This window comes from Pseudomonas farris (genome assembly GCF_019145235.1).
Taxonomy (GTDB): Bacteria; Pseudomonadota; Gammaproteobacteria; order Pseudomonadales; family Pseudomonadaceae; genus Aquipseudomonas; species Aquipseudomonas farris.
Map to the genome: position 1 here is coordinate 230,252 of NZ_JAHSTV010000011.1, position 26,101 is coordinate 256,352.

Here is a 26,101-nt window from a genome sequence, read left to right on the forward strand (position 1 = left end):
TCAACCCTCCTTCGCGGGCGTTGGAGCAGATTGACCACTGTCTTTCAAAGCCTTGGTCACTTCCGGCGGCATGTACTTCTCGTCGTGCTTGGCCAGTACTTCGTCGGCCACTACCACGCCGTCAGCATTGAGCTTGCCGAGGGCGACAATGCCCTGCCCTTCACGGAACAGGTCCGGCAGGATGCCGCGGTAGCTGATAGTCACGGATTTGTTGAAGTCGGTGACGATGAATTTCACGTCCAGGGAATCGCCGGAACGTTGCAGCGAACCTTTCTCGACCATGCCACCCGCACGAATGCGCGTGTCTTGCGGCGCTTCGCCGTTGGCGATCTGGGTCGGGGTGTAAAACAAATTGATGTTTTGCTGCAGGGCGCTCAGGGCCAGGCCGACAGCAGCGCCGACTCCGACCAGGATCGCGAGAATGATGATAAGACGCTTTTTACGCAGCGGATTCACTTGCCGTTCTCCCGGCGCAGACGACGCGCCTCTTGTTGCAGATACCGCTTGCGGGCCAGGATCGGCGCCGCCACGTTAAGGGCCAGCACCGCCAGGCTAATGCCGTAGGCTGACCAGACATACAGGCCGTGATGGCCCATGGCGAGAAAGTCGCCGAATGAAGCGAAACTCATCGAGCGGTCTCCAGACTGTTCTGCACTTCGGTTTTCACCCAGCTTGCCCGGGCTTCGCGCTTGAGCACTTCAAGGCGCATGCGCAGCAACAGCACCGCGCCGAAGAAACAGTAAAAACCCAGCGCCGTCAGCAGCAGTGGCAGCCACATTTCGACTGGCATCGCCGGTTTTTCGGTGAGCGTGAAGGTCGCGCCCTGGTGCAGGGTGTTCCACCACTCCACCGAGTATTTGATGATCGGGATGTTGATCACGCCGACGATCGCCAGCACCGCGCAGGCCTTGGCCGCGCTGTCACGATTGCTGATGGCGTTGCCGAGCGCAATAAGACCGAAGTACAGAAACAGCAGAATAAGCATGGACGTAAGTCGCGCATCCCAGACCCACCACGAACCCCAGGTCGGTTTGCCCCAGATCGCGCCGGTGACCAGCGCCACGGCGGTCATCCAGGCACCGATCGGCGCGGCGCATTGCAGGGCGACGTCGGCCAGCTTCATCTTCCAGACCAGCCCGACGATGCCGCACACGGCCAGCATCACGTAAATGGACTGCGCCAACATGGCGGCCGGGACGTGGATATAGATGATCCGAAAGCTGTTGCCTTGCTGGTAGTCCGGCGGCGCGAAGGCCAACCCCCAAACCACACCGACGCTAATCAGCAGCAACGCCGCGACGCTCAGCCATGGCAACAGTTTGCCACTGATACCGTAAAACCATTTGGGTGAGCCGAGCTTATGAAACCAGGTCCAGTTCATTGCTGTTTCCATCACGGTTGCTGTTCGTCATCACGAGCAGCGAAGGGTCTTTACTGATCAAAATTTGATCAGACCTCATTATTCGCCGACGCTGATCTTCAGGCCAGCAGCGATTGCAAAAGGTGTCAGGGTTATCGCCAGGGCGGTCAGGCTACCAAGCCACAAGAGATATCCGGTCGCCGGCATGCCCTGCAATGCTGCCTGCAAGGCGCCACTGCCGAGAATCAAGACCGGGATGTACAGCGGCAGAATCAGCAACGCCAGCAACAAGCCGCCGCGCTTCAATCCTACCGTCAACGCCGCGCCCACCGCACCGAGCAGGCTCAGCACCGGTGTACCCAGCAATAAAGAAAGCAGCAACACCGGCAGACAGGCGGCAGGCAAACCCAGCATCAACGCCAGCAAGGGTGCGAGCAACACCAGCGCCAGGCCGGAGAACGCCCAGTGTGCCAGCACCTTGGCCAAAACCAGAATAGGCAGGGGGTGCGGCGAAAGGACCCACTGTTCAAGCGATCCGTCTTCGAAATCACTGCGAAAGAGCCCGTCCAGCGAGAGCAAGACCGATAAAAGTGCTGCCACCCAGACCAGCCCCGGGGACAAGGTTTGCAACAATTGAGGCCCGGCGCCGACCGCCAACGGGAACAAAGAGACGACGATGGCGAAGAACACCAGTGGATTCGCCAATTCGGCAGGGCGGCGGAACAGCAAACGGGCCTCGCGGGCGACCAACAGGCCGAATACACTCATACGGCCCAGTTCCCCAAATCAATGTCGCGATAGCCGGCCGGCATCCGGGTCAGCGTGTGATGAGTGGTCAGCACCACCATGCCACCCCGCTCGCAATGCGCCGCCAGGTGTTCTTCGAGTTGCGCCACGCCTTGTTTGTCGAGCGCGGTGAACGGCTCATCGAGAATCCACAGCGGCGGGCTGTCCAGGTATAACCGCGCCAAGGCCACGCGACGTTGCTGGCCGGCCGACAGGGTGTGACAGGGAACATCCTCGAAACCGCGCAGCCCCACCGCCGTCAGCGCCTGCCAGATCGCCTCATGGGAGGCCGGTTGATGCAAGGCGCAGAGCCAACTGAGGTTTTCCTCAGGGGTCAGCAAATCCTTGATGCCGGCGGCATGGCCGATCCACAACAGGTTTCGCGCCAGTTCGCTACGTTGCTCGTGCAATGGCTGGCCGTTTAGCAATACTTGACCGGCGGTCGGGTGCATCAAACCGCATAGCAGGCGTAAAAGGCTGGTTTTGCCACTGCCGTTGGGGCCGCTGATTTGCAACATTTCGCCACTGGCCAGTCTCAATTCGAGATTTTCGAAGAGCAGCCGAAGGTCTCGCTCACAGGCAAGGGCAACGGTTTGCAGGACAGGACTGGTCAAGAGATCACGGGCCTTTTGCGGTTCAAGTCGGCAGTGGAGCGGCCGCTAAAGAGATGCAGGATAGATGCATTGGCGGCCCGTTTTAGAGAGCTGCGTCAATCAATTGCAATGTTTTCAGCGCCCAGGTGCAACGGAGCGGCATTATACATGCCATGCCCGACTCTAAAGAGCGCAATTTCCACAGGTTGTGACCGCATATGACAGGCGAAATGAACATCCTTCCGCTGCCGCAGACCACGCCCGCGACTTCGCGGCCGCTGGTGGTGAGTGGTGAGCTACTCAAGCTGCTGACGCCGATGGAGGGCCTGATTTCCGTTGGGCAAACCGCCAAGGCTGAAGTGCTCTCGCTCAAGCAGACGGATCAGACCTTTCAGCTGTTGCTCAAAGTCACCCTCGACAGCGGCCGACAGACCACGGTCCAGGCCACCAGTACTCAGCCGTTGCCTCAGGGCACCAGCCTGGCGATCACTCAACCTTCAGCGGGCAACCTGGCAGTCACGGTGCAACAGGCCATCGCCTCCAGCATCGCGACCCTCACCCGCATCGACACGGCGCAACTGCCGGTCGGCACCTTGCTGCAAGGCAAAGTGCTGACCTCTCAGGTAATGCCGCAGGTGCCGGGCCAGCCGACGGTGTTTCGCTCGATGGTGAGCCTGCTCAACACGGCGCTGAGCGGCAGCACGCTGAGCATCGACAGCCCGACGCCACTGCGCATCGGTACGTTGCTGAGCGCCCTGGTGCAAGACACCCAGACCCTGAAATTCGTCCCATTGAGCAGCCGCCAGGAACAGTTGGCGGTGACGCAGCAATTGGTCAACCAGCAAAGTCGCCAGGGCTCTCTGGATGGCTTGCTCAAACTCCTGCAGAACCTGCCGCCGTCGGATCAGACCTCCAGCGACCTGCGCGCCGCCGTGGACAAATTGCTCACCGGCCTGCCGGATGTTCAGCAACTGAGCACGCCCAAAGGCCTGGCCCAAGCGCTGGCCAACAGCGGCCTGTTCCTTGAAACGAAACTGCTGACTGGACAAAACCCGACGCTGACGCCTGACATGAAAGGCGACCTGCTCAAACTGATCGCACAACTGACGCCGGGGCTACCGGCCAACACCAATCTCAACGCAATCATTGCCGCCAACACACTGGCCCAGGCCATGCCGAACTTCGTGCGCAGCGCTTTGGGCATGCTGGGACAAGTCAGCGCCAAACCATTGCCGACCAGTTTTCCGCTCCCCGAGCGTCTGCTGCAAAGTCAGGACGGTGAAGGCGATCTGGAACATTTGCTGCGCCTGGCAGCAGCGGCCGTCTCGCGTCTGCAAAGCCATCAACTGTCGAGCCTGGAACAGACCGGCCTCACCGACGACGGTCGCCTGCTCAGTACCTGGCAACTGGAAATCCCCATGCGCAACCTGCAGGACATCGTGCCGTTGCAGGTCAAATTCCAGCGCGAAGAAGCGCCCGAGAAAGAACAACCGCACGAACGCCGCGACGAACGCGAACCCAAGCAACAATTGTGGCGAGTCGATCTGGCGTTCGACATGGAGCCGTTAGGACCGTTGCAGATTCAGGCACAGCTGATCAAAGGCAGTCTCTCCAGTCAGTTGTGGGCCGAGCGGCCGTACACCGCGAGCCTGATCGAAAGCAATCTGGCCGGGCTGCGCGAACGCCTGCTGGCGTCAGGCCTGAACGTCGGCGATCTGGATTGCCACCTCGGCACACCGCCGCAAGGCCCTCAAACCCGCCTCGAACAACGCTGGGTCGACGAAACCGCATGAACAAATCCACCGCACCGCGCCAAGCCATCGCCCTCAAATACGACGGCAGCCACGCCCCTACCCTCACGGCGAAAGGTGATGAGGAATTGGCCGAAGCCATTCTGCAGATTGCCCGTGATTATGAAGTGCCGATCTACGAAAACGCCGAGCTGGTGAAACTGCTGGCGCGGATGGAATTGGGGGAGAGTATTCCCGAGGAGTTGTATCGCACGATTGCCGAGATTATTGCGTTTGCGTGGAATTTGAAGGGTAAGTTTCCGGCAGGGCATGATCTGGAAGCGGTGATGGTAGAGAAGGATGTCACCGATCGAGGGGACGATTACTGAGGATTCGAGGACGCCTTCGCGAGCAAGCCCGCTCCCACAGTGAATTGGCGGCGTTCACACATTCTGTGTCCACCAGCGATCCACTGTGGGAGCGGGCTTGCTCGCGAATAGCGATCTCAACGCCGGCGCGGAAATCAGTTCTTGTGCAACTTACTCATCAACTCCGCCTCAGCCTGGGTCAACCCGCAAGATTGAGTCAGTTCATCGACACTGGCCCCCATCCCCACCAGGCGCGCTGCCTGAGCGAATGAAAGACTCGACGGATCACGTTGCTCCAGCTGGGCCAGTTTGTCCGGCAACGGGCCGACAACGGCGCGCAGTTCGTGCAGGTCTTCACCCATGCGCACGTTGCCGTTCTGGTAGTCGTCGACGCGTTTGGCCAGGTCCTTGATGCGCTGATCGCGAAGCGCATCGCCCTCGGCCTGTTGCGCGGCGATCTGCCGCTGAGCGCGGATGTACGCCAGGAACATCGCCAGCGTGCCTGCCCAGAAGAGGAACAGGACAATGACAGCTACCTCAAAAATCAATCAGATACTCTCCAGTTCCGACCATTCTTCTTCGCTCATCATCTTGTCCAGCTCGACCAGGATCAGCAGTTCGTTGTTCTTGTTGCACACGCCTTGGATGAACTTGGCGGACTCTTCGTTACCGACGTTTGGTGCGGTCTCGATTTCCGACTGACGCAGGTAAACCACTTCAGCCACGCTGTCGACCATGATCCCGACCACTTGCTTGTCGGCTTCGATGATGACGATGCGGGTGTTGTCGCTGATTTCGGCATTCATCAGGCCGAAGCGCTGACGGGTGTCGATCACGGTGACCACGTTACCGCGCAGGTTGATGATGCCCAGCACGTAGCTTGGAGCACCCGGGACCGGGGCGATTTCGGTGTAGCGCAGGACTTCCTGAACGCGCATCACGTTGATGCCGTAGGTTTCGTTGTCCAGCTTGAAGGTTACCCATTGCAGGATCGGATCTTCGGAACCCTTTGCAGCTGTCGCCTTATCATTCATACCCTGACCCCTCAAAAAACCGCCCTGGCGGTGTGTGTTCTGTGCGACGGCACTGAATGCCGTCGCCTGTCTGTTGTGCAGCTTTATGTCGGTTTGTGGGTCGGCTTGCTGCCGCCCATGTGCTTTGCCCCACCGCTGGCGATCAGCTCGGCCAGTGCGGAAACGTCGAGCAAGGCACACATGTGTTCAATCACCGTGCCCGCCAGCCACGGCCGTTGGCCCCGGTGGCTGCGCCATTTGATTTCGTTCGGGTCCAGGCGCAATGAGCGGCTGACCTGATGCACTGCCAGCCCCCACTCATAGCCCTGAACCGAAATAACGTATTGCAGGCCCTGGCGGAAATCATCGCGATAACGATCCGGCATGACCCAGCGCGCGGTATCCAGCACTTTCAGGTTGCCGGCCTGGCTCGGCAGGATCCCGAGGAACCATTCCGGCTGGCCGAACAACGGCGTCAACTCGTGACCGGCCAAAGAATAAATCGAGCCCAGGCATACCAGTGGCACCGCCAGGGTCAACCCGGCGACGTCGAACAACAGGCATTCGAACGGCTCGGCAGCCCATGCTGGACGACCGTCGGTTTCCACCGGTGGCGGCGTGTTGCTGGGTGGCAGATGAATTTCAACCAAGGGCGGCACCAATGCTTGCAGCAGTGGTGCAATCGTCGACACGGGCGCCAGAATCGGTGCCGGCGCTTCGATCACGGCCACCGGTGCTTTCACCACTGGCGCAACGATGGGTGCAGCGGCCACGGCCGGTTTCTGCGCATCACGGGCCTGTTCTTCAAGCACGGCAGCCTGGAACTCATCCAGCGCAGCTTCAACCTCGACAACCTCAGGAAGCGCCTCGACTTCTGGCAGCAACTCTTCGGTCGCGTCCTGCAGCAAGCTGTCCAGATAAGACTGGAGGGCCAGTTGCGGGCGCGAGGTGATCTTCACCGGCCGAGTCATGCGCACACCATCGCAGGCGCTGCCGAAGGCTGCGATCTTTTGGCGGATTCGAAGATGTCACAAAGCAAGATCAAAAGATCGCAGCCTGCGGCAGCTCCTACAGGGATTGAGTTCATCTCACGCCACCTGCGGAACAAGTTGCGCCGCCAGCAGATGCTTGAGCAGTGCACGGTAAGCGAGAACGCCACGGCTCTTGCCGTCGAATTGCGATGGCGTCAGCCCTGCGCGGCTGGCGTCACGCAAGCGGGTGTCGATCGGGATGTAGCCTTGCCAGATTTCTTCCGGGTACTTGTCGCGCAGCACGCGAAGGGTGCCGAGAGACGCCTGGGTACGACGGTCGAAAAGGGTCGGCACAATGCTGAACGGCAGCGCCTGTTTACGCGAGCGGTTGATCATCGCCAGGGTATTGACCATGCGTTCCAGGCCTTTGACCGCCAAGTGTTCGGTCTGCACCGGGATCACCAGCTGCTGGCTCGCCGCCAAGGCATTGACCATCAGTACGCCGAGCAACGGCGGGCTGTCGATTACGGCGTAATCGAAGTCCTGCCAAAGTTGCGCCAGGCTCTTGGCGATCACCAGTCCCAAACCACTCTGGCCCGGCGACTGGCGCTCAAGGGTTGCCAGCGCGGTACTCGATGGCAACAGGGAAATGCGTTCGTCACTGGTGGGCATCAGCAACTGACCGGGCAAGCCTTGCGGCACATTGCCCTTGTGCAGAAACAGGTCGTAGCTGCTGTGTTCCAGGCTGTCGGGGTCGTAACCGAAGTAGCTGGTCATGGAGCCGTGGGGGTCGAGATCGACCACAACCACGCGCTTGCCCGCCTCAGCCAGCAAACCGGCTAAAGCGATGGAGGAAGTGGTTTTACCGACACCACCCTTTTGATTGGCGACTGCCCAGACTCTCATTCGGATTGTTCCTCCCGGTCGAAAAGATCGACCGAGAAATAGCTCAACGTATTAATGCGGGTGACGGAGAATTGACGGCGCTCTCTCGTCCCGGCGACTTGACCGGAGCCGGTGCAGTTTGTGTGCCAGCCCGCTTCAACGCGGCATCCGGTTGTGCATTGGCCGTTCCGGTACCAGTGAGGCTGCGGCGTACATCGAGATTTCGTGAAACCACCAACACCACCCGACGGTTACGCGCTCGGCCTTCGGCGGTGGCGTTATTGGCCACCGGCTGGAACTCGCCATAACCTACCGACGCCAGCCGACCGGGGTTCACGCCCTGCATCGCCAGCATGCGCACGATGCTCGCCGAACGGGCCGAGGACAGCTCCCAATTGGTCGGGTATTGCGCGGTGCGGATCGGTTGATCGTCGGTGAAGCCTTCAACGTGGATCGGGTTGTCGAACGGCCTGAGGATCGCGGCGACCTTGTCGATGATGTTGAACGCGATGTCGCTGGGCATCGCATCGCCGCTGCCGAACAACAGGCTGGAATTGAGCTCGATCTCGACCCATAACTCATTGCCGCGCACGGTCATCTGGTTGGAGCTGATCAAGTCGCCGAATGCTGCGCTGATGTCATCGGCAATGCTTTTGAGCGGATCATTGGCGGCCTGGGCGATGCCGGCGTCGATCTGTTCGCTGTCCTTGACCAGCGGCTTGGCCGGGGTCACGGTCTTCGGTCGCTCGTCACCAATCGGGATCGGCTTGAGGGCTCGATCGGAATCGGTAAACACCCCGATCAGCGCCTCGGAAATGACCTTGTACTTGCCTTCGTTGATCGAAGAAATCGAGTACATCACCACGAAGAAAGCGAACAGCAACGTAATGAAGTCGGCGTAGGAAACGAGCCAGCGTTCATGGTTTACGTGTTCTTCAGGTTGCCGGCGACGAGCCATGGTCCATTTCCCCCATCAATCCATGAAGCCCTGAAGCTTCAATTCGATAGAGCGAGGGTTTTCACCTTCGGCGATCGACAGAATGCCTTCCAGCAACATCTCGCGATATCGCGACTGCCGCAACGCGATGGACTTGAGCTTGGCGGCAACCGGCAGCAATATCAGGTTGGCACTGGCCACGCCATAGATGGTGGCGACGAAGGCAACAGCAATGCCGCTGCCTAGTTGCGACGGATCGGCCAGGTTGCCCATGACGTGGATCAGGCCCATCACCGCACCGATGATGCCGATGGTCGGCGCGTAGCCGCCCATACTTTCAAAGACTTTGGCGGCTTCGATGTCGCGGCTTTCCTGGGTGTAGAAATCCACTTCCAGAATGCTGCGAATCGCTTCCGGCTCGGCGCCGTCCACCAGCAGTTGCAGGCCTTTTCGTGAGTAGCTGTCGGGTTCGGCGTCGGCCACTCCTTCCAGACCGAGCAAACCTTCCTTGCGAGCGGTCAGACTCCAATTCACTACGCGATCGATGCCGCCGGCCAGGTCCACGCGCGGTGGAAACAGGATCCAGGCGAGAATCTGCATGGCGCGCTTGAAGGCACTCATCGGCGATTGCAGTAGCGCCGCACCGACCGTCCCGCCTAGTACGATCAACGCTGCCGGGCCGTTGGCCAACGCGCCGAGGTGACCACCTTCAAGGTAGTTGCCGCCAATGATGGCGACGAACGCCATGATGATCCCGATAAGACTGAGTACATCCATCAGAGACACGCCTCGACCAGGTGTCGGCCGATATCGTCCAGGCTGTAGACCGCGTCCGCGAGCTCGGCTTTGACGATCGCCATTGGCATGCCGTAGATCACGCAGCTGGCTTCGTCCTGAGCCCAGATCGCACTGCCGCCCTGCTTGAGCAGACGCGCGCCTTCACGACCGTCGGCGCCCATGCCGGTCAGTACCACCGCCAGAACTTTGTCGCCGTAGGATTTGGCCGCGGAGCCGAAGGTGATGTCCACGCACGGCTTGTAGTTCAGACGTTCGTCGCCCGGCAGGATTTTCACCGCGCCACGGCCGTCGATCATCATTTGTTTGCCGCCCGGGGCCAGCAGCGCCAGGCCCGGACGCAGGATGTCGCCATCCTCGGCTTCCTTGACGCTGATGCGGCACAGCTTGTCCAGACGTTCGGCGAAAGCCTTGGTGAAGGCTGCCGGCATGTGCTGGATCAACACGATCGGTGCCGGGAAGTTGGCCGGCAACTGCGTCAGCACCCGTTGCAGGGCAACCGGGCCACCGGTGGAGGTACCGATGGCGACCAGTTTGTAAGCTTTGCGTTTCGGCGCTGGAGACGATGGAGTCGCTGCATGGGTGCGAGCCGGAATCGGCACCGGAGCCGGTGCCGAACGCGCCGGCGCACTGCTGCCGTAGCTGCTGACGCTCGAAGGCGCAGGCGTCGGGGCTGGCGCAGCTACCGGCGCCGGGGCGCTGTAGGCGCTGACACGACGGTTACTGCGCGAGATGCTGAGAATCTTTTCGCACAGCAGTTGCTTGACCTTCTCCGGGTTACGGGAGATGTCTTCGAAATTCTTCGGCAGGAAGTCCACCGCGCCGGCGTCCAGCGCATCGAGGGTGACCCGCGCGCCTTCGTGAGTCAGCGAGGAGAACATCAACACCGGGGTCGGGCAGCGCTGCATGATGTGCCGCACTGCCGTGATGCCATCCATCATCGGCATCTCGTAGTCCATGGTGATCACGTCTGGCTTGAGGGCCAATGCCTGATCGATCGCCTCTTTTCCGTTGGTCGCCGTACCGACGACCTGGATATTCGAATCCGCTGAAAGAATTTCCGAGACGCGGCGGCGGAAAAACCCCGAATCGTCCACCACCAGGACTTTGACTGCCATAAACACTCCGTTAGACGGGGCGAGGCTCAGTCGCCCCGCTCCCCCAGAATCAAATACGCCGTGCGGCGTAACGCTTGAGCATGCTCGGAACATCGAGAATCAGCGCAATGCGGCCGTCACCGGTGATGGTGGCGCCGGACATGCCGGGGGTTCCCTGGAGCATTTTGCCCAATGGCTTGATGACCACTTCTTCCTGGCCCACGAGTTGATCGACGACGAAGCCGATCCGCTGAGTGCCCACCGAAAGGATCACCACATGGCCTTCGCGCTGCTCTTCGTGAGCGGCGGAACTGACCAGCCAGCGCTTGAGGTAGAACAGAGGCAGCGCCTTGTCCCGCACGATCACCACTTCCTGGCCGTCCACCACGTTGGTGCGCGACAGGTCGAGGTGGAAGATCTCGTTGACGTTCACCAGCGGGAACGCGAACGCCTGGTTGCCGAGCATGACCATCAGCGTCGGCATGATCGCCAGGGTCAACGGGACCTTGATGACGATCTTCGAGCCCTTGCCCTTGGTCGAGTAGATATTGATGGTGCCGTTGAGCTGGGCGATTTTGGTTTTCACCACGTCCATGCCCACGCCGCGCCCGGAGACGTCGGAGATTTCGGTCTTGGTCGAGAAGCCCGGAGCGAAAATCAGGTTGAAGCAATCGGTCTCGCTGAGACGGTCCGCCGCATCCTTGTCCATCAGGCCTTTCTTCACGGCGATACCGCGCAGAACATCAGCGTCCATGCCTTTGCCGTCATCGGAGATGGACAACAGGATGTGGTCGCCTTCCTGTTCAGCGGACAGGATCACTTTGCCGCTGCGAGGTTTACCCATCGCTTCGCGCTCGGCCGGCTCTTCGATACCATGGTCGACCGAGTTACGCACCAAGTGGACCAGCGGGTCGGCCAGGGCCTCGACGAGGTTCTTGTCGAGGTCGGTTTCTTCGCCGACCAGCTCCAGGTTGATCTCTTTCTTGAGCTGGCGAGCCAGGTCGCGAACCAGACGCGGGAAGCGCCCGAAAACTTTCTTGATCGGTTGCATCCGGGTCTTCATGACCGCGGTTTGCAGGTCGGCCGTGACCACGTCGAGGTTCGACACGGCCTTGGACATGGCTTCGTCGCCGCTGTTGAGGCCCAGACGGACCAGGCGGTTACGCACCAGTACCAACTCGCCGACCATGTTCATGATTTCGTCGAGACGCGCGGTATCGACCCGCACCGTGGTCTCGGCTTCGCTGGCCGGTTTTTCCGGCGGCGGCGCAGCCGGGGCACGGGCAGGCGCCGGTGCAGCAGCCGCAGCAGGCTTGGGAGCTTGGGCTTGTGGTTCAGGTGCTTTGGCAACAGGTGCCGGCGCCGCAGCCTTGACGACTGGGGTTGCTACCGCGGAAGCAACAGAACCGGTGCCCACTTCAGTGAACTTGCCCTTGCCATGCAATTCGTCGAGCAGCGATTCGAACTCATGATCCGAGATCAGATCGCTGCCGGCCGCTTTAGCAGTTGGCGCAGCCGGGGCCGGGGCCGAAGCAATCGCCGACTCCAGCGCATCGACCGCAAAGTTGCCTTTGCCGTGCAGCTGATCGAGCAGTGCTTCGAACTCGTCGTCGGTGATGTCGGAGCTGTCGCCTGCCGCTTTCGGGGCAGCCGGTGCGGCGGGCGCCGCGACCACTGCATCGGGGGCGAACTGGCCTTTGCCGTGCAGTTGATCGAGCAACGACTCGAACTCGGCATCGGTGATTTCGTCGCTAGCCGCCGCATCGGCGGCAGGCGGCGCAGCAACCACGGGAGCCTCGGCCTGAGCCTTGACGGCATTCAGCGAGTCCAGCAGCTGTTCGAATTCGTTATCGGTGATGTCACCTGATTCGCTTTCGGCGGCAGGTGCCTGCACCACTTCAGCGACAGGTGCCGCTTCATCGGCGGTTTGCGGCTCGGCCAAACGGGCCAACGCTGCAAGCAATTCAGGCGTGGCAGCCGTGATCGGGCTGCGTTCGCGGACTTCGCTGAACATGCCGTTCACCGCGTCCAGTGCCTCGAGAACCACGTCCATCAGTTCCGAGTCGACGCGTCGTTCACCCTTGCGCAGAATGTCGAACACGTTCTCGGCGATGTGACAGCACTCCACCAGCTCGTTGAGCTGGAGGAAGCCGGCGCCCCCTTTTACAGTGTGAAAACCGCGAAAAATTGCATTGAGCAAATCCGCATCATCCGGTCGGCTTTCAAGCTCGACCAGCTGTTCGGACAGTTGCTCTAGAATCTCGCCGGCCTCAACCAGGAAATCCTGAAGGATCTCTTCATCGGCGCCGAAGCTCATTAAGGGGGTGCTCCTGAGGTCTAAAAACCTAAAAAACCTAAAAAACCTAAAATACTAAAACTCTAAAATCCTAGGCTGGATAACAAATCGTCCACATCGTCCTGACCGGACACAACGTCTTCTCTTTTATCGGCATGAATCTGCGGACCTTCACCCTGAGAGAGATGTTTTTGCGGATCTTTTTCAGCAAGCATCGCTTCACGGTCATGTTCGATACCCGCAAAGCGGTCGACCTGACTGGCCATGAGCACGAGCTTGAGCAGGTTGCTTTCAACGTCGGTGACCAATTGGGTCACGCGCTTGATCACCTGACCGGTGAGGTCCTGGTAATCCTGGGCCAGCAGAATGTCGTTGAGGTTGCTCGACACGACGCGGTTGTCTTCGCTGCTGCGTGTCAGGAAACCGTCAACCCGCCGGGCCAGTTCGCGGAACTCTTCAGCCCCGACTTCGCGGCGCATGAACCGACCCCAATCCGTGCTCAGCGCCTGAGCTTCGTCGCTCAGGCTGTTGATCAGCGGCGTGGCGTTTTCCACCAGGTCCATGGTGCGGTTGGCCGCGGCCTCGGTCAGCTTGACCACATAACCCAGGCGCTCGGTGGCATCCGTAATCTGAGACACTTCCTCGGCTTGCGGCATGTGCGGGTCAATCTGAAAATTGACGATCGCGCTATGCAGCTCGCGAGTGAGCTTGCCCACTTCCTGGTACAGGCCGCGGTCACGGGTCTGGTTGAGCTCATGGATCAGTTGCACAGCGTCGCCGAACCTGCCTTTTTCAAGGCTTTCGACCAGTTCGACCGCGTGTTTTTTCAGGGTCGACTCAAAATCGCCCTGTGAAGATTCGTTATGCTCCATAGCTCCCCCGTGACGGACTGGCTTTGCACATCAACCGATGCGTTCGAAGATCTTTTCAATCTTGTCTTTCAACGCTTGAGCCGTGAATGGCTTGACCACATAGCCGTTCACACCCGCCTGAGCGGCTTCGATGATTTGCTCGCGCTTGGCTTCGGCCGTGACCATCAACACCGGCAGGTGTTTGAGTTTTTCATCGGCACGTACGTGGCGCAGCAGATCAATACCGGTCATGCCGGGCATGTTCCAGTCCGTTACCAGAAAGTCGATGCTCCCGCTGTTGAGGACCGGAATCGCGGTAATACCGTCATCCGCCTCGACCGTGTTGGTGAACCCAAGGTCACGCAACAGGTTTTTTATGATCCGCCGCATCGTTGAGAAGTCATCAACGATGAGGATTTTCATATTCTTGTCCAATTCGACCTCCAAGCAGTCTTAAAACGCGCGCAGCACCTGAACGCGCCGTTCAATCAATTCGGCGTAACACTCAACAGTTGTATGGATTACAACGGGCCGTGACGGGTGCAGCAAAATGCCGTACCAACCTCGTTCGCAGTGTCCCCACACTGCCTGTCAGCGCGCTCGCCACTCCCCCAAACGCCCCCGCAAACGGGCCGCGCACTGGCTGTGTAACTGGCTGACCCGCGATTCGCTGACCCCCAGGACCTCACCGATTTCCTTGAGGTTCAACTCTTCGTCGTAGTACAGCGCCAACACCAGTCGCTCACGCTCCGGCAAATTGGCAATCGCGTCCGCCAGCGCCGCCTGGAAGCGTTCATCTTCCAGATCGCGTGACGGCTCGAGATGAGCACTGGCGCCATCCTCGTGCAGCCCTTCGTGTTCGCCGTCCTGCAACAGATCGTCGAAACTGAATAACCGGCTGCCCAGGGTGTCGTTCAAAATCCCGTAATAATCATCGAGACTCAATTGGAGTTCGGCCGCAACTTCGTGATCTTTAGCGTCACGGCCGGTTTTAGCTTCAATCGAGCGAATCGCGTCGCTGACCATGCGGGTATTGCGGTGAACCGAACGTGGCGCCCAGTCCCCCTTGCGCACTTCATCGAGCATCGCGCCGCGGATTCGAATGCCCGCGTACGTCTCGAAACTCGCGCCTTTGCTGGCGTCGTATTTGGTTGATACTTCAAGCAGGCCGATCATCCCGGCCTGGATCAAGTCTTCGACCTGGACACTGGCCGGCAAACGCGCCAGCAAGTGGTAGGCAATGCGTTTGACCAGTGGCGCGTAACGCTCGATCAGCTCGTACTGCGCGTCACGTGCCGACTTCTTGTAGAGGTTGTAGCCACTGGCTGTCATAGGACGGGTCCTGCCGTTTGTTGCACGAGGCGCTCGACGAAAAACTCCAGATGCCCGCGAGGGTTGGCCGGCAGTGGCCAGGTATCGACCTTCTGCGCAATGGCCTTGAACGCCAGGGCGCACTTGGAGCGCGGGAAGGCTTCGTAGACGGCACGCTGCTTCTGCACGGCCTTGCGCACGCTTTCGTCGTAAGGCACCGCACCGACGTATTGCAAGGCGACGTCGAGGAAACGATCCGTGACCTTGGTCAACTTGGCGAACAGGTTGCGGCCTTCCTGCGGGCTCTGCGCCATGTTGGCCAGGACGCGGAAACGATTCATGCCGTAGTCGCGGTTAAGCAGTTTGATCAGCGCGTAGGCGTCAGTGATGGAGGTCGGCTCGTCGCACACCACCAGCAAGACTTCTTGCGCTGCGCGGACGAAACTGACTACCGAGTCACCAATGCCCGCAGCGGTGTCGATCACCAATACGTCGAGGTTGTCGCCGATGTCGCTGAAGGCCTGGATCAGGCCGGCATGCTGGGCCGGGCTCAGATGAACCATGCTCTGGGTGCCGGACGCAGCCGGGACGATGCGGATCCCGCCAGCCCCCTGCAACAGCACGTCGCGCAGCTCACAGCGGCCTTCGATCACGTCGGCCAGGGTACGTTTGGGTGTCAGCCCCAGCAGGACGTCGACGTTCGCCAGCCCCAGATCGGCATCCAGCAGCATGACGCGCCGGCCGAGCTCAGCTAGAGCCAGGGACAAGTTCACTGACACGTTAGTCTTCCCGACGCCACCTTTGCCGCCGGTCACCGCGATCACCTGTACGGGATGCATGCTGCCCATGTTATTTCTTTACCTTGTCTTACTTAGACGGAGGCCACATTACTGGCTGCGCGTTCACAAACTGAACAATGCATGGCAGACCATCGATGTAGGTACAAAAACTGTTCATTAATACCTCAGCCAACCCGCTTGGTCGGACTGTGGTAAAGGTCAGCGAACATGTCAGCCATGGCTTCTTCGCTGGGTTCTTCCTGCATTTGCACGCTAACGGCGCGACTGACCAACTGATGACGACGCGGCAGATGCAAATCATCCGGGATCCGCGGGCCATCGGTCAGGTAAGCCACCGGCAGTTCATGACTGATGGCCAGGCTCAACACCTCGCCCAAGCTTGCCGTTTCATCCAGTTTAGTCAGGATGCAGCCGGCAAGGCCGCAACGTTTGTAACTGTGATAAGCAGCGGTTAGAACCTGTTTCTGGCTAGTGGTTGCCAAGACCAGATAATTTTTTGATTTGATGCCGCGTCCGGCCAGGCTTTCGAGCTGCATGCGCAGTGCCGGATCGCTGGCCTGCAGGCCGGCGGTATCGATCAGCACCACGCGTTTGCGCAGCAAAGGCTCCAGCGCCTGCACCAGCGATTGGCCCGGGTCGACATGAGTCACTGACACATTGAGGATGCGGCCCAGAGTCTTGAGCTGTTCCTGAGCACCAATGCGGTAGCTGTCCATGCTCACCAGCGCGATGTTTTGCGCGCCGTACTTGAGCACATAACGCGCGGCGAGTTTGGCCAGCGTGGTGGTCTTGCCCATACCGGCTGGGCCGACCATGGCAATCACACCGCCCTCTTCCAATGGCTCGACTTCCGGGGTGGCAATCATCCGTGCCAGGTGCGCGAGCAACATGCGCCAGGCCTGACGGGGTTCTTCAATATCGGTAATCAGTGCCAGCAGGTCGCGCGACAACGGGCCGGACAGGCCGATGCGTTGCAAGCGACGCCAGAGGTTGGCCTGGGCTGGACGGCTGCCTTGCAATTGATTCCAGGCCAGCGAGCCGAGTTGAACTTCCATCAGTTCACGCAGGCTGTTGAGTTCGAAACGCATCGAGTCGAATGCACGCGGGTCGACGCCGGTCGCTGCGACAGGCGCAGGTGCCGGGCGCCGAGGTTCGGCCAATGTCGGTTCGATCAGCGGCTCGGCGGCGGTCAATGGCAGGCCGGCGAACAATTGGCGATTGGTGGCTTTGTCGCTCTCGCCATCGCTACGCAGGCTCAATTCGGCCTGGGCGGTGACGATCCGCGACTGGGTCTTGCGCAGCTCGTCCTCGAGTTCCATATTCGGAACACGCGGGGCCAGCGCCGACAATTTGTAATCCAGGGCAGCCGTTAGCTCGACACCGCCGGCGATCCGGCGATTGCCAATGATGGCGGCATCGGCGCCCAGCTCATCACGAACCAGTTTCATGGCCTGACGCATATCGGCGGCGAAAAAACGCTTAACTTGCATAAACCACTACCTCAGCCGTTGGGCCCTACTGTCGCAACGATGGTCACTTGCTTGTTGTCAGGGATTTCCTGGTAAGCCAACACATGCAAACCCGGGACTGCCAGTCGGCCAAATCGCGAGAGCATCGCGCGAACCGGACCGGCCACCAGCAGAATCACCGGTTGACCTTGCATTTCCTGACGCTGCGCCGCTTCGATCAACGAGCGTTGCAGTTTCTCTGCCATGCTTGGCTCCAGCAGAACACCCTCTTCCGAGCCTTGTCCTGCCTTCTGAAGACTATTGAGCAATATTTGTTCCAACCTTGGCTCCAAGGTGATCACAGGCAGCTCCGACTCAGTGCCTACAATGCTTTGCACGATTGCACGGGATACGCCGACGCGCACCGCGGCCACCAAAGCGGCAGTATCTTGACTCTTGGCGGCGTTGTTCGCGATGGCTTCGGCGATGCTGCGAATGTCCCGTACCGGCACCTGTTCGGCCAGCAACGCCTGCAAGACTTTGAGCAACTGCGACAGCGAAACCACCCCCGGCACCAACTCCTCGGCCAGTTTCGGTGAGCTTTTGGCCAGCAATTGCATGAGTTGCTGGACTTCTTCGTGGCCAATCAGCTCGCTGGAGTGCTTGTACAAAATCTGGTTCAAATGCGTTGCCACTACCGTACTGGCATCCACCACGGTGTAGCCGAGGGATTGCGCCTGGGCCCGCTGGCTGATTTCGATCCAGACCGCCTCCAGACCAAAAGCCGGATCTTTGGCGGTAATGCCGTTGAGCGTGCCGTAGACCTGCCCCGGGTTGATCGCCAGTTCGCGGTCCGGGTAAATCTCGGCCTCGGCCAGGATCACGCCCATCAGGGTCAGGCGATAAGCGCTGGGCGCCAGGTCGAGGTTGTCACGGATATGCACGGTCGGCATCAGGAAGCCCAAGTCCTGGGAGAGCTTTTTACGCACACCCTTGATCCGCGCCAGCAACTGACCACCCTGGTTGCGATCCACCAGCGGAATCAGGCGGTAACCGACTTCCAGGCCGATCATGTCGATCGGGGTCACGTCATCCCAGCCAAGCTCCTTGGTTTCCTGGGCGCGGGCCGGCGATGGCAGCAGTTCCTGCTGACGCTTGACCTCTTGCAGGGCTTGAACCTTGACTATGTTCTGCTTCTTCCAGAACAGATAAGCGCCGCCAGCCGCCAGGGCTGCCATGCTCAGAAAAGAAAAATGCGGCATGCCCGGCACCAGGCCCATCACCGCCATCAAGCCAGCGGCCACCGCCAAGGCTTTCGGCGAGGCGAACATCTGACGATTGATCTGCTTACCCATGTCTTCTGAACCGGAAGCACGGGTCACCATGATCGCAGCGGCGGTCGACAACAGCAGTGATGGCAATTGCGCCACCAAACCGTCACCGATGGTCAACAAGGCATACACCCGACCGGCATCGCCAAAGGTCATGCCGTGCTGGAAGATACCGACCGCCATGCCGCCGATCAGGTTGATGAACAGAATCAGCAGGCCGGCGATTGCGTCACCGCGCACGAACTTGCTGGCACCGTCCATCGAGCCGTAGAACTCGGCTTCCTGGGCCGCTTCCATCCGGCGCAGTTTCGCCTGGTTCTGATCGATCAGGCCGGCGTTCAAGTCGGCGTCGATCGCCATCTGTTTGCCGGGCATCGCATCGAGGGTGAAGCGCGCGCTCACCTCGGAAATCCGCCCGGCGCCCTTGGTTACCACGACGAAGTTGATGATCATCAAAATCGCGAAGACCACGATACCAACCACGTAGTTACCGCCGATCACCACTTCACCGAAGGCCTGGATCACCTTACCGGCGGCGGCGTGGCCGTCCTGACCGTGGAGCATCACCACCCGTGTCGAGGCCACGTTCAGCGCCAGTCGCAGCAACGTCGCCACCAACAGAATGGTCGGGAACACCGCAAAATCCAGCGGCCGCAAAGCGTACACGCAGACCAGCAACACCACGATGGACAAGGCAATGTTGAACGTGAAAAACACGTCCAGCAGGAACGGCGGCACCGGCAACATCATCATGGCCAGCATGACCAGCAGCAACAGCGGCACACCCAGATTGCCCCGACTGAGGTCGGCAACGTTTGTGCGTGCAGTGTTGAATAACTGAGAGCGATCCACCGGTTTTCCCCGTTCCTTTAAAGCAAACTTTTGACGCCTGAAGCAGGCGCAGGGCGGCTATTGCAAGAAGCCTTCCAACTTTTGCCGGGGCTTGAAATAGAGGTCTGTTTCGGGGATTTGTATTGCCTGAACCGACGCCTTCGCGGGCAAGTCGGAACGCCGCCCGCGAAGAGGCCAGCATTGCCAACACAACTAACAGGAGTCGCGCCGCAGATCCGGTGGAATTGGCAGATCGCCATGGAGCCGGCCGCGAACAGACGCAGGACGGCTATCACCACTATCGCCGAGGAATAAAAAATCAGAGAACCCGGCGCACTGGCGGAGTCAGCCCGCAGTCCAAATTTGCTTTGGATTAATGGCGCCAAACTGCAATTCGCGGCCCACCATGTAGCGCGTCCCCCTACGCATTCGAGTGTCCTCCACCGCCACAAAATCTTCCTCAGCATAACCAAGCACAACCGCCGTAGCAGGCGCTATAAGGGGGAACGAAAACTCGTGACCCTGCATAAGGTTAAGCGCCCACCCAAATTGAATGATCGGCAAATCGTCTATCAGCATCGGACGCTTATCCTTACGACGAAAGTCCATCCGCGAAGTAACCTGCAACTTCCCATCGACCACTGCAAACTCTGGTTTGCCGTATCGACGTTGTAACGTGCCCGCTGACCACTCCGTCATGTAGTACAAGGGATTGGTGAAAACCTCGAATAAGACCAAACTGTTTCCAATGCTGCCCGCCGCACCAAAGAGATAGTTGTAGGAATAGTGATAGGCCAACCCTTCCAGCTCGGGCCGAATAGCATTGAGCGGATTATTCAGGTAATCCCCAATGTACTGATTGGCCATGTGGACAAAATGCGTAAAGTCCAATGACATTCTGAACGTAACCGAGTAACCGATCGCCCGTTCAGAGGAATTTTCCTCTAAAACACCCGAAACAAACGCCAACTCCATTCCTTGAAGCTTTCTGTACTGACGCTCTGCCATGACCGTGCTCCCATGAACATCACCTGGAAAGATTTCCGAGCCCATGACAACGCGTCAGACGGTGGGCGTCTACTGTCAGAACTAACAGGTAAAGTTTTTTCGGATAGATGGAAGGCCGCGATCTTTTGATCTATCAGGAATCGCGACGCAGATCCGGCGGAATCGGCAAATCATCCTTGAGCGGATCCGGGCGCTTGCCCTTGCCAGCGCGGTACTGGCGGATCTGGTAGACGTAGGCCAGTACCTGGGCAACTGCCAGATAGAGCCCGCCGGGAATTTCCTGCTCTAGCTCGGTGGAGTAGTAGATCGAACGCGCCAGCGCCGGCGATTCGAGCAGCAACACATTGTTGGCCACGGCGATTTCGCGGATCTTCAAGGCCAGGAAGTCGCTACCCTTGGCCAACAGCACCGGCGCATTGCCTTTGTCTGGATCGTACTTGAGGGCCACCGCGTAGTGAGTCGGGTTGGTGATGACCACGTCGGCCTCGGGAATGGCCGCCATCATCCGCCGCTGGGACATCTCGCGTTGCAACTGGCGAATGCGTTGCTTGACCTCTGGCTTACCTTCCTGATCCTTGTGCTCGTCGCGCACTTCCTGCTTGGTCATCAGCAGTTTCTTGTGGCTTTCCCAGAGCTGCACCGGCACGTCGACCGCAGCGATGATGATCAACCCACAAGCCATCCACAAGGTGCTCCAGCCGACCACTTGCAGGCTGTGAATGATCGCCATGTCCAATGGCTCATGGGCGATGCGCAGGAGATCGTCGATGTCCGCCGACAAGACCGCCAACGCCACGAACAACACGATGAAAAACTTCGCCAAGGCCTTGAGCAACTCCACCAGCGCCTTGGCCGAGAACATTCGTTTCAGCCCCGCCCCCGGATTCATGCGACTGAACTTGGGCGCCATGGAGCCGGCCGCGAACAGCCAGCCACCCAGGGAGATCGGACCGATCAGCGCAGCCAGCAGCAGGGTGATCATTACTGGCTGAATCGCAACGAGGGCGATCTGCCCCGAGTGCAGCAGGTACGTGCCCATGGAACGCTGATCCAGAATCACTTCCCGCGAGAGCGAGAAGTTCATGCGCATCAGCTCCATCATGTCCTGCGCCAATGCGCCGCCAAAAATCAGCAACCCGCCGGCGCCGGCGAGCATGACCGCCAGGGTGTTGAGCTCCTTGGAGCGCGCAATCTCGCCCTTCTCACGGGAGTCCTTTTTACGTTTCTCCGTGGGGTCTTCTGTTTTGTCCTGACCGCTTTCGCTCTCAGCCATGACTCAGCGCGCCCGTGCCAGTTCGCGTAACAACTGCAAAGCCTCGGAGGCCAGCGGTTGATACTGATTGAGAATGTCCGCCAGACCGACCCAGACAATGAACAGCCCGAGCACCAGGGTCAGCGGGAAGCCGATCGAGAAAATGTTCAACTGCGGCGCCGCCCGGGTCATCACGCCAAACGCAATGTTGACCACCAGCAACGCCGTGATCGCCGGCAACACCAGCAACAGTGCCGCACCGAGCACCCAGCCGAGTTTGCCGGCCAGCTCCCAGAAATGATGGACCATCAACCCACCACCGACCGGCAACGTGGTGAAGCTTTCGGTGAGGACTTCGAACACCACCAAGTGGCCATTCATCGACAGGAACAGCAGGGTCACCAGCATGGTGAAAAACTGCCCGATCACCGCCACAGACACACCATTCGTAGGGTCGACCATCGAGGCAAAGCCCATACCCATCTGGATCGCGACAATTTGCCCGGCGACCACAAAAGCCTGGAAGAACAGCTGCAAGGAGAAACCCAACACCGCGCCAATGATGATTTGCTCGGCGATCAGCAGCAGCGCGCTCAGGTCCAGCGCGTTGACCGGCGGCATCGGCGGCAGGCCGGGGGCGATCACGAAGGTGATCGCCAGGGCGAAGTACAGACGGATGCGCGTGGGCACCAGGGTCGTGCCGAAAATCGGCATGACCATCAGCAACGAGCCGATGCGAAACAGCGGCAACAGGAACGTCGCCACCCAGGTGCTGATCTGGGTATCGGTCAGCTGCAGCAGCGACATGGTCTAGCCGATGACCTGAGGAATACTGCCGTACAACTGCAGGATGTATTCCATGAAAGTCTGCACCAGCCATGGGCCGGCGACGATTAGCGTCACCAGCATCACCAGCAGGCGCGGCAGGAAGCTCAGGGTCTGTTCGTTGATCTGGGTGGCTGCCTGGAACATCGCCACCAACAAACCCACCAGCAGGCTCGGAATCACCAGCACGGCAACCATCATGGTGGTCAGCCACAACGCTTCGCGAAAGATGTCTACGGCAACTTCCGGCGTCATGGTGAAACGCCGCCGAAGCTGCTCGCCAAGGTACCGATGATCAACGCCCAGCCATCCACCAGCACGAACAGCATGATTTTGAACGGCAGGGAAATGATCAGTGGCGAGAGCATCATCATACCCATCGCCATCAGTACACTGGCCACCACAAGGTCGATGATCAGGAACGGGATGAAGATCATGAAGCCGATCTGGAACGCGGTTTTCAGCTCAGAGGTCACGAACGCCGGCACCAGAATCGTCAGCGGCGCCTGATCAGGCGTAGCAATGTCGGTGCGCTTGGACAAGCGCATGAACAGTTCCAGATCGCTGCTGCGAGTCTGGGCCAGCATGAAATCCTTGATCGGCACCTGCGCCTTGGTCACGGCATCCTGAGCGGTGAGTTTCTCCGCTAGATACGGCTGCAAGGCATCCTGATTCACGCGATCGAATACCGGCGCCATGATGAACATAGTCAGGAACAGCGCCATGCCGGTGAGGATTTGGTTCGACGGTGTCTGCTGCAAGCCCAGGGCCTGACGCAGGATCGAGAACACGATAATGATCCGGGTGAAACTGGTCATCAGCATGACGAACGCAGGGATGAAACTCAGCGCAGTCATGATCAGCAGGATTTGCAGGCTGACCGAGTATTCCTGAGCGCCTTCGGCGTTAGTGCCCAAGGTGATCGCCGGGATCGACAACGGATCGGCGGCGAACGCCAGCGGCGCGACCAGCATCAGGGCCAGCGTCAAGACGATGCGTAGCGCACCCATTACTTCTTATCCTTGTGGTCCTTGCCCAACAGCTCCAACAGGCGCTGGGCAAACTCTGGGGTCGCTTTTTCAGTCCCGCTCGGCACTTGCACCGGCTCCTTGAGCACATGCAACGCAGTGATGCTGCCGGGGCTCAGGCCGAGCAGGATTTGTTCGTTGCCGACCTGCACCAGCATCAAACGATCACGGGGACCTAGCGCCCGTGAACCGATCAGCTCGATCACCTGCCCCTTGCCGGCCGGCCCAGCCTGTTGGACCCGGCGCAGCAGCCAGGCGAGGAAGAAGATCAACCCCAGCACCAGCAGCAAGCCGAACACCAACTGCGTCAATTGCCCGGCCACACCGCTACTGACGGCCGGTGCGGCAGCCGCTGTCGCAGCCGACGTCGTGGGCTCGGCCGCCAAAACGCTTAACGGCAAGGCCAGCGCCAACCCAAGCACAAAACCCAGAACCTTTTTCACTCAGCGCAGCTTCTTGATGCGTTCGCTTGGGCTGATCACGTCGGTCAGGCGAATGCCGAACTTTTCGTTGACCACCACCACTTCACCGTGGGCGATGAGCGTGCCGTTGACCAGCACGTCCAGCGGCTCGCCGGCCAGACGATCGAGCTCGATCACCGAACCCTGGTTGAGTTGCAGCAGGTTGCGGATGTTGATATCGGTACTGCCGACTTCCATGGAAATCGATACCGGAATATCGAGGATCACATCCAGGTTCGGACCGTCCAGCGTCACCGGATCGTTGTTCTTTGCCACGCTGCCGAATTCTTCCATCGGTAGACGGTTGGACGGCGAACTGGCGGCGTCGGCGGCCAGCAAGGCATCGATATCGTCCTGCCCGGCGTCACCGGTTTCTTCCAGGGCTGCAGCCCACTCATCAGCCAGTGCCTGGTCGTCCTGGGCGTTCATATCGTCATTCATCATTTGTCCTCGGCGGGCACCTGCTCAATCAAGAGCAGTCAATTAAAAGGGGGGGTTGGAGCGCCGGTCAGCGGCGCTCGATCGGCTCGATCACCTGCAACGCAAGGTTGCCTTTGTGCGAGCCCATCTTGACCTTGAAGGCCGGTACGCCGTTGGCGCGCATGATCATTTCTTCCGGCATCTCGACCGGAATAATGTCCCCGGGCTGCATGTGCAGGATGTCGCGAAGGCGCAGCTGTCGGCGGGCCACGGTGGCACCGATCGGTACGTCGACGTCCAGCACGTCTTGGCGCAAGGCGTTGATCCAGCGCTCGTCCTGATCGTCGAGGTCCGACTGGAAGCCGGCGTCGAGCATTTCACGCACCGGCTCGATCATCGAATACGGCATGGTCACGTGCAGGTCGCCGCCACCGCCATCGAGCTCGATGTGGAACGTCGACACCACAACGGCTTCGCTCGGGCCGACGATGTTGGCCATGGCCGGGTTCACTTCCGAGTTGATGTACTCGAAGTTCACTTCCATGATCGCCTGCCAGGCTTCCTTCAAATCGACGAAGGCCTGTTCCAGCACCATGCGCACGACACGCAGCTCGGTGGGGGTGAATTCACGCCCTTCGATCTTCGCGTGACGGCCATCGCCGCCGAAGAAGTTGTCCACCAGTTTGAACACCAGTTTGGCGTCGAGGATGAACAGCGCAGTACCGCGCAGCGGTTTGATCTTGACCAGGTTGAGACTGGTCGGCACGTACAGCGAGTGCACGTATTCGCCGAACTTCATCACCTGCACGCCACCGACGGCAACGTCCGCCGAGCGGCGCAGCATGTTGAACATGCTGATGCGGGTGTAGCGGGCGAAACGCTCGTTGATCATCTCCAGGGTCGGCATGCGTCCACGGACGATGCGATCCTGGCTGGTCAGGTCGTAGCTTTTGACACTGCCGGGTTCGGCAGCGTTATCGGTCTGTACCAGACCATCGTCGACGCCATGCAATAGCGCATCGATCTCATCCTGGGACAGCAGGTCCTGCACGGCCATGTCGTGTTCCTACTGCAGTACGAAATTAGTGAAAAGCAACTGTTCGATCACCACTTTGCCCAGCTCTTTCTGCGCCACTTCCTGGACGCTGGCCGTGGCCTTCTGACGCAACATTTCCTGCCCGACCGGGGTCGCCAGCGTGGCGAAATCCTGACCGGAAAACAGCATCACCAGGTTATTGCGGATCACCGGCATATGGACTTTGAGCGCTTCCAGATCGGCCTGATTGCGGCCCTGCAGGGTGATACTCACCTGCATGTAGCGCTGGCGGCCGTTCTGGTTGTAGTTGGCCACGAAGGCCGGCGCCATGGGCTCAAAGATCGCCGGCTGCTTGCCGACCACAGCGGTTTCAGCCTCGGGGGCAGGCTTGCTTTGGGCGCTGTGCATGAAGAACCAGGTCGCCCCCACGGACAAGCCGATCGCCAGCAACAAGGCCACGACGATCACAATGATCAGCTTGATTTTGCCTTTGGTTGCGGGGTCTTTCACTGGTGCTGCGTCGCTCTTAGCCATGCCAATAATCCGTCACTATTCGGGTTTTCACAGTCGCACGGCAAGGCAAGAGCAAGTGTTATGCCAGAAGTGTCGGGAGGTAGGGAGACGGCGAATGATCGGCGAGCACCAATCAAATGTGGGAGCGGGCTTGC

General features: G+C 59.6%; 30 protein-coding genes. 2 read left to right on the forward strand and 28 right to left on the reverse strand.

Features of this window, described 5'->3' with window-relative positions; genetic code table 11:
• From ccmE to ccmA, 5 genes are all read right to left on the reverse strand, one after another.
• On the reverse strand, window positions 1-456 hold the full coding sequence (ccmE, locus tag KVG95_RS23205; RefSeq protein ID WP_008026817.1) for a cytochrome c maturation protein CcmE: 456 nt from the start codon (window positions 454-456) through the stop codon (window positions 1-3).
• On the reverse strand, window positions 453-629 hold the full coding sequence (ccmD, locus tag KVG95_RS23210) for a heme exporter protein CcmD (RefSeq protein ID WP_007894243.1): 177 nt from the start codon (window positions 627-629) through the stop codon (window positions 453-455). Before ccmD ends, ccmE begins: the two co-directional genes overlap by 4 nt.
• Complete coding sequence (locus KVG95_RS23215) at window positions 626-1,381, reverse strand: heme ABC transporter permease (protein WP_050682130.1); 756 nt, start codon at window positions 1,379-1,381, stop codon at window positions 626-628. The genes ccmD and KVG95_RS23215 overlap by 4 nt, the downstream gene beginning before the upstream one ends.
• Before the next feature lie 78 nt (window positions 1,382-1,459).
• On the reverse strand, window positions 1,460-2,128 hold the full coding sequence (gene ccmB / locus KVG95_RS23220; protein WP_008072659.1) for a heme exporter protein CcmB: 669 nt from the start codon (window positions 2,126-2,128) through the stop codon (window positions 1,460-1,462).
• Entirely contained in the window at window positions 2,125-2,760 is a 636-nt protein-coding gene (gene ccmA / locus KVG95_RS23225) for a cytochrome c biogenesis heme-transporting ATPase CcmA (protein WP_030131760.1), read from the reverse strand. The genes ccmB and ccmA overlap by 4 nt, the downstream gene beginning before the upstream one ends.
• A gap of 197 nt (window positions 2,761-2,957) precedes the next feature.
• On the opposite strand from ccmA, the gene fliK reads away from it, so the two are divergent.
• Together fliK and KVG95_RS23235 are read left to right on the forward strand one after the other, a co-directional pair.
• Window positions 2,958-4,532: a flagellar hook-length control protein FliK gene (gene fliK, locus KVG95_RS23230; protein WP_217858096.1), complete on the forward strand. Its 1,575-nt coding sequence runs from the start codon at window positions 2,958-2,960 to the stop codon at window positions 4,530-4,532.
• Window positions 4,529-4,858 (forward strand): EscU/YscU/HrcU family type III secretion system export apparatus switch protein, encoded by a 330-nt coding sequence (locus KVG95_RS23235; protein WP_217858097.1) that lies wholly within the window; start codon window positions 4,529-4,531, stop codon window positions 4,856-4,858. Before fliK ends, KVG95_RS23235 begins: the two co-directional genes overlap by 4 nt.
• Window positions 4,859-4,992: 134 nt before the next feature.
• Here KVG95_RS23235 and KVG95_RS23240 read toward each other — a convergent pair whose 3' ends face one another.
• From KVG95_RS23240 to fliL, 23 genes are all read right to left on the reverse strand, one after another.
• Window positions 4,993-5,385 carry a DUF2802 domain-containing protein gene (locus KVG95_RS23240; RefSeq protein WP_217858098.1) on the reverse strand — a complete coding sequence of 131 codons (393 nt, stop codon included), beginning with the start codon at window positions 5,383-5,385 and terminating at the stop codon, window positions 4,993-4,995.
• The gene (locus KVG95_RS23245; protein WP_007980742.1) at window positions 5,386-5,871 is read right to left on the reverse strand and encodes a chemotaxis protein CheW; all 486 of its coding nucleotides are present in this window, start codon (window positions 5,869-5,871) and stop codon (window positions 5,386-5,388) included.
• Window positions 5,872-5,954: 83 nt separating this feature from the next.
• Window positions 5,955-6,821 (reverse strand): CheW domain-containing protein, encoded by an 867-nt coding sequence (locus tag KVG95_RS23250; RefSeq protein WP_217858099.1) that lies wholly within the window; start codon window positions 6,819-6,821, stop codon window positions 5,955-5,957.
• 117 nt (window positions 6,822-6,938) lie between these two features.
• On the reverse strand, window positions 6,939-7,727 hold the full coding sequence (locus KVG95_RS23255) for a ParA family protein (RefSeq protein ID WP_052966787.1): 789 nt from the start codon (window positions 7,725-7,727) through the stop codon (window positions 6,939-6,941).
• A gap of 43 nt (window positions 7,728-7,770) precedes the next feature.
• A complete protein-coding gene (motD, locus tag KVG95_RS23260; protein WP_052966788.1) occupies window positions 7,771-8,664 on the reverse strand; it encodes a flagellar motor protein MotD in 894 nt (297 codons plus the stop codon).
• 15 nt (window positions 8,665-8,679) lie between these two features.
• The gene (locus KVG95_RS23265) at window positions 8,680-9,420 is read right to left on the reverse strand and encodes a flagellar motor protein (protein WP_008072647.1); all 741 of its coding nucleotides are present in this window, start codon (window positions 9,418-9,420) and stop codon (window positions 8,680-8,682) included.
• On the reverse strand, window positions 9,420-10,556 hold the full coding sequence (locus KVG95_RS23270) for a protein-glutamate methylesterase/protein-glutamine glutaminase (RefSeq protein WP_217858100.1): 1,137 nt from the start codon (window positions 10,554-10,556) through the stop codon (window positions 9,420-9,422). Before KVG95_RS23270 ends, KVG95_RS23265 begins: the two co-directional genes overlap by 1 nt.
• A 49-nt stretch (window positions 10,557-10,605) precedes the next feature.
• The gene (locus KVG95_RS23275) at window positions 10,606-12,852 is read right to left on the reverse strand and encodes a chemotaxis protein CheA (RefSeq protein WP_217858101.1); all 2,247 of its coding nucleotides are present in this window, start codon (window positions 12,850-12,852) and stop codon (window positions 10,606-10,608) included.
• A gap of 62 nt (window positions 12,853-12,914) precedes the next feature.
• A complete protein-coding gene (locus KVG95_RS23280; RefSeq protein WP_217858102.1) occupies window positions 12,915-13,703 on the reverse strand; it encodes a protein phosphatase CheZ in 789 nt (262 codons plus the stop codon).
• Between the two features lie 30 nt (window positions 13,704-13,733).
• Window positions 13,734-14,105 carry a chemotaxis response regulator CheY gene (locus KVG95_RS23285; RefSeq protein WP_008072643.1) on the reverse strand — a complete coding sequence of 124 codons (372 nt, stop codon included), beginning with the start codon at window positions 14,103-14,105 and terminating at the stop codon, window positions 13,734-13,736.
• Between the two features lie 168 nt (window positions 14,106-14,273).
• Entirely contained in the window at window positions 14,274-15,014 is a 741-nt protein-coding gene (gene fliA, locus KVG95_RS23290; RefSeq protein WP_007894214.1) for an RNA polymerase sigma factor FliA, read from the reverse strand.
• A complete protein-coding gene (gene fleN / locus KVG95_RS23295) occupies window positions 15,011-15,841 on the reverse strand; it encodes a flagellar synthesis regulator FleN (RefSeq protein WP_217858103.1) in 831 nt (276 codons plus the stop codon). Before fleN ends, fliA begins: the two co-directional genes overlap by 4 nt.
• A 116-nt stretch (window positions 15,842-15,957) precedes the next feature.
• Complete coding sequence (gene flhF / locus KVG95_RS23300) at window positions 15,958-17,283, reverse strand: flagellar biosynthesis GTPase FlhF (protein ID WP_217858104.1); 1,326 nt, start codon at window positions 17,281-17,283, stop codon at window positions 15,958-15,960.
• A gap of 11 nt (window positions 17,284-17,294) precedes the next feature.
• Complete coding sequence (flhA, locus tag KVG95_RS23305; protein ID WP_217858105.1) at window positions 17,295-19,424, reverse strand: flagellar biosynthesis protein FlhA; 2,130 nt, start codon at window positions 19,422-19,424, stop codon at window positions 17,295-17,297.
• A gap of 324 nt (window positions 19,425-19,748) precedes the next feature.
• Window positions 19,749-20,411, reverse strand: a complete 663-nt coding sequence (locus KVG95_RS23310) for a hypothetical protein (RefSeq protein ID WP_217858106.1) — start codon at window positions 20,409-20,411, stop codon at window positions 19,749-19,751.
• A gap of 133 nt (window positions 20,412-20,544) precedes the next feature.
• The gene (flhB, locus tag KVG95_RS23315; protein ID WP_052966795.1) at window positions 20,545-21,684 is read right to left on the reverse strand and encodes a flagellar biosynthesis protein FlhB; all 1,140 of its coding nucleotides are present in this window, start codon (window positions 21,682-21,684) and stop codon (window positions 20,545-20,547) included.
• A 3-nt stretch (window positions 21,685-21,687) separates the two neighbouring features.
• Complete coding sequence (gene fliR, locus KVG95_RS23320; protein WP_052966796.1) at window positions 21,688-22,470, reverse strand: flagellar biosynthetic protein FliR; 783 nt, start codon at window positions 22,468-22,470, stop codon at window positions 21,688-21,690.
• Between the two features lie 3 nt (window positions 22,471-22,473).
• On the reverse strand, window positions 22,474-22,743 hold the full coding sequence (gene fliQ / locus KVG95_RS23325) for a flagellar biosynthesis protein FliQ (RefSeq protein WP_007948918.1): 270 nt from the start codon (window positions 22,741-22,743) through the stop codon (window positions 22,474-22,476).
• Window positions 22,740-23,498 (reverse strand): flagellar type III secretion system pore protein FliP, encoded by a 759-nt coding sequence (gene fliP / locus KVG95_RS23330; protein WP_052966797.1) that lies wholly within the window; start codon window positions 23,496-23,498, stop codon window positions 22,740-22,742. The genes fliQ and fliP overlap by 4 nt, the downstream gene beginning before the upstream one ends.
• On the reverse strand, window positions 23,498-23,959 hold the full coding sequence (fliO, locus tag KVG95_RS23335) for a flagellar biosynthetic protein FliO (protein ID WP_217858107.1): 462 nt from the start codon (window positions 23,957-23,959) through the stop codon (window positions 23,498-23,500). The genes fliP and fliO overlap by 1 nt, the downstream gene beginning before the upstream one ends.
• Window positions 23,960-24,418: a flagellar motor switch protein FliN gene (gene fliN / locus KVG95_RS23340; RefSeq protein ID WP_437180802.1), complete on the reverse strand. Its 459-nt coding sequence runs from the start codon at window positions 24,416-24,418 to the stop codon at window positions 23,960-23,962.
• A 67-nt stretch (window positions 24,419-24,485) separates the two neighbouring features.
• Window positions 24,486-25,454: a flagellar motor switch protein FliM gene (gene fliM / locus KVG95_RS23345; protein WP_008072629.1), complete on the reverse strand. Its 969-nt coding sequence runs from the start codon at window positions 25,452-25,454 to the stop codon at window positions 24,486-24,488.
• A gap of 9 nt (window positions 25,455-25,463) precedes the next feature.
• Window positions 25,464-25,967 carry a flagellar basal body-associated protein FliL gene (fliL, locus tag KVG95_RS23350; protein ID WP_052966706.1) on the reverse strand — a complete coding sequence of 168 codons (504 nt, stop codon included), beginning with the start codon at window positions 25,965-25,967 and terminating at the stop codon, window positions 25,464-25,466.
• Window positions 25,968-26,101: the final 134 nt, after the last annotated feature.

What these genes read in the sequence shown, in the direction of transcription:
- ccmD (WP_007894243.1), bottom strand. Translation starts at nt 629, where the DNA reads ATGAGTTTCGCTTCATTCGGCGACTTTCTCGCCATGGGCCATCACGGC.
- KVG95_RS23215 (WP_050682130.1), bottom strand. Translation starts at nt 1,381, where the DNA reads ATGAACTGGACCTGGTTTCATAAGCTCGGCTCACCCAAATGGTTTTAC.
- ccmB (WP_008072659.1), bottom strand. Translation starts at nt 2,128, where the DNA reads ATGAGTGTATTCGGCCTGTTGGTCGCCCGCGAGGCCCGTTTGCTGTTC.
- fliK (WP_217858096.1), top strand. Translation starts at nt 2,958, where the DNA reads ATGACAGGCGAAATGAACATCCTTCCGCTGCCGCAGACCACGCCCGCG.
- KVG95_RS23235 (WP_217858097.1), top strand. Translation starts at nt 4,529, where the DNA reads ATGAACAAATCCACCGCACCGCGCCAAGCCATCGCCCTCAAATACGAC.
- KVG95_RS23245 (WP_007980742.1), bottom strand. Translation starts at nt 5,871, where the DNA reads ATGAATGATAAGGCGACAGCTGCAAAGGGTTCCGAAGATCCGATCCTG.
- KVG95_RS23250 (WP_217858099.1), bottom strand. Translation starts at nt 6,821, where the DNA reads ATGACTCGGCCGGTGAAGATCACCTCGCGCCCGCAACTGGCCCTCCAG.
- KVG95_RS23255 (WP_052966787.1), bottom strand. Translation starts at nt 7,727, where the DNA reads ATGAGAGTCTGGGCAGTCGCCAATCAAAAGGGTGGTGTCGGTAAAACC.
- motD (WP_052966788.1), bottom strand. Translation starts at nt 8,664, where the DNA reads ATGGCTCGTCGCCGGCAACCTGAAGAACACGTAAACCATGAACGCTGG.
- KVG95_RS23265 (WP_008072647.1), bottom strand. Translation starts at nt 9,420, where the DNA reads ATGGATGTACTCAGTCTTATCGGGATCATCATGGCGTTCGTCGCCATC.
- KVG95_RS23270 (WP_217858100.1), bottom strand. Translation starts at nt 10,556, where the DNA reads ATGGCAGTCAAAGTCCTGGTGGTGGACGATTCGGGGTTTTTCCGCCGC.
- KVG95_RS23275 (WP_217858101.1), bottom strand. Translation starts at nt 12,852, where the DNA reads ATGAGCTTCGGCGCCGATGAAGAGATCCTTCAGGATTTCCTGGTTGAG.
- KVG95_RS23280 (WP_217858102.1), bottom strand. Translation starts at nt 13,703, where the DNA reads ATGGAGCATAACGAATCTTCACAGGGCGATTTTGAGTCGACCCTGAAA.
- KVG95_RS23285 (WP_008072643.1), bottom strand. Translation starts at nt 14,105, where the DNA reads ATGAAAATCCTCATCGTTGATGACTTCTCAACGATGCGGCGGATCATA.
- fliA (WP_007894214.1), bottom strand. Translation starts at nt 15,014, where the DNA reads ATGACAGCCAGTGGCTACAACCTCTACAAGAAGTCGGCACGTGACGCG.
- fleN (WP_217858103.1), bottom strand. Translation starts at nt 15,841, where the DNA reads ATGGGCAGCATGCATCCCGTACAGGTGATCGCGGTGACCGGCGGCAAA.
- flhF (WP_217858104.1), bottom strand. Translation starts at nt 17,283, where the DNA reads ATGCAAGTTAAGCGTTTTTTCGCCGCCGATATGCGTCAGGCCATGAAA.
- KVG95_RS23310 (WP_217858106.1), bottom strand. Translation starts at nt 20,411, where the DNA reads ATGGCAGAGCGTCAGTACAGAAAGCTTCAAGGAATGGAGTTGGCGTTT.
- flhB (WP_052966795.1), bottom strand. Translation starts at nt 21,684, where the DNA reads ATGGCTGAGAGCGAAAGCGGTCAGGACAAAACAGAAGACCCCACGGAG.
- fliR (WP_052966796.1), bottom strand. Translation starts at nt 22,470, where the DNA reads ATGTCGCTGCTGCAGCTGACCGATACCCAGATCAGCACCTGGGTGGCG.
- fliQ (WP_007948918.1), bottom strand. Translation starts at nt 22,743, where the DNA reads ATGACGCCGGAAGTTGCCGTAGACATCTTTCGCGAAGCGTTGTGGCTG.
- fliP (WP_052966797.1), bottom strand. Translation starts at nt 23,498, where the DNA reads ATGGGTGCGCTACGCATCGTCTTGACGCTGGCCCTGATGCTGGTCGCG.
- fliN (WP_437180802.1), bottom strand. Translation starts at nt 24,418, where the DNA reads ATGAATGACGATATGAACGCCCAGGACGACCAGGCACTGGCTGATGAG.
- fliM (WP_008072629.1), bottom strand. Translation starts at nt 25,454, where the DNA reads ATGGCCGTGCAGGACCTGCTGTCCCAGGATGAGATCGATGCGCTATTG.
- fliL (WP_052966706.1), bottom strand. Translation starts at nt 25,967, where the DNA reads ATGGCTAAGAGCGACGCAGCACCAGTGAAAGACCCCGCAACCAAAGGC.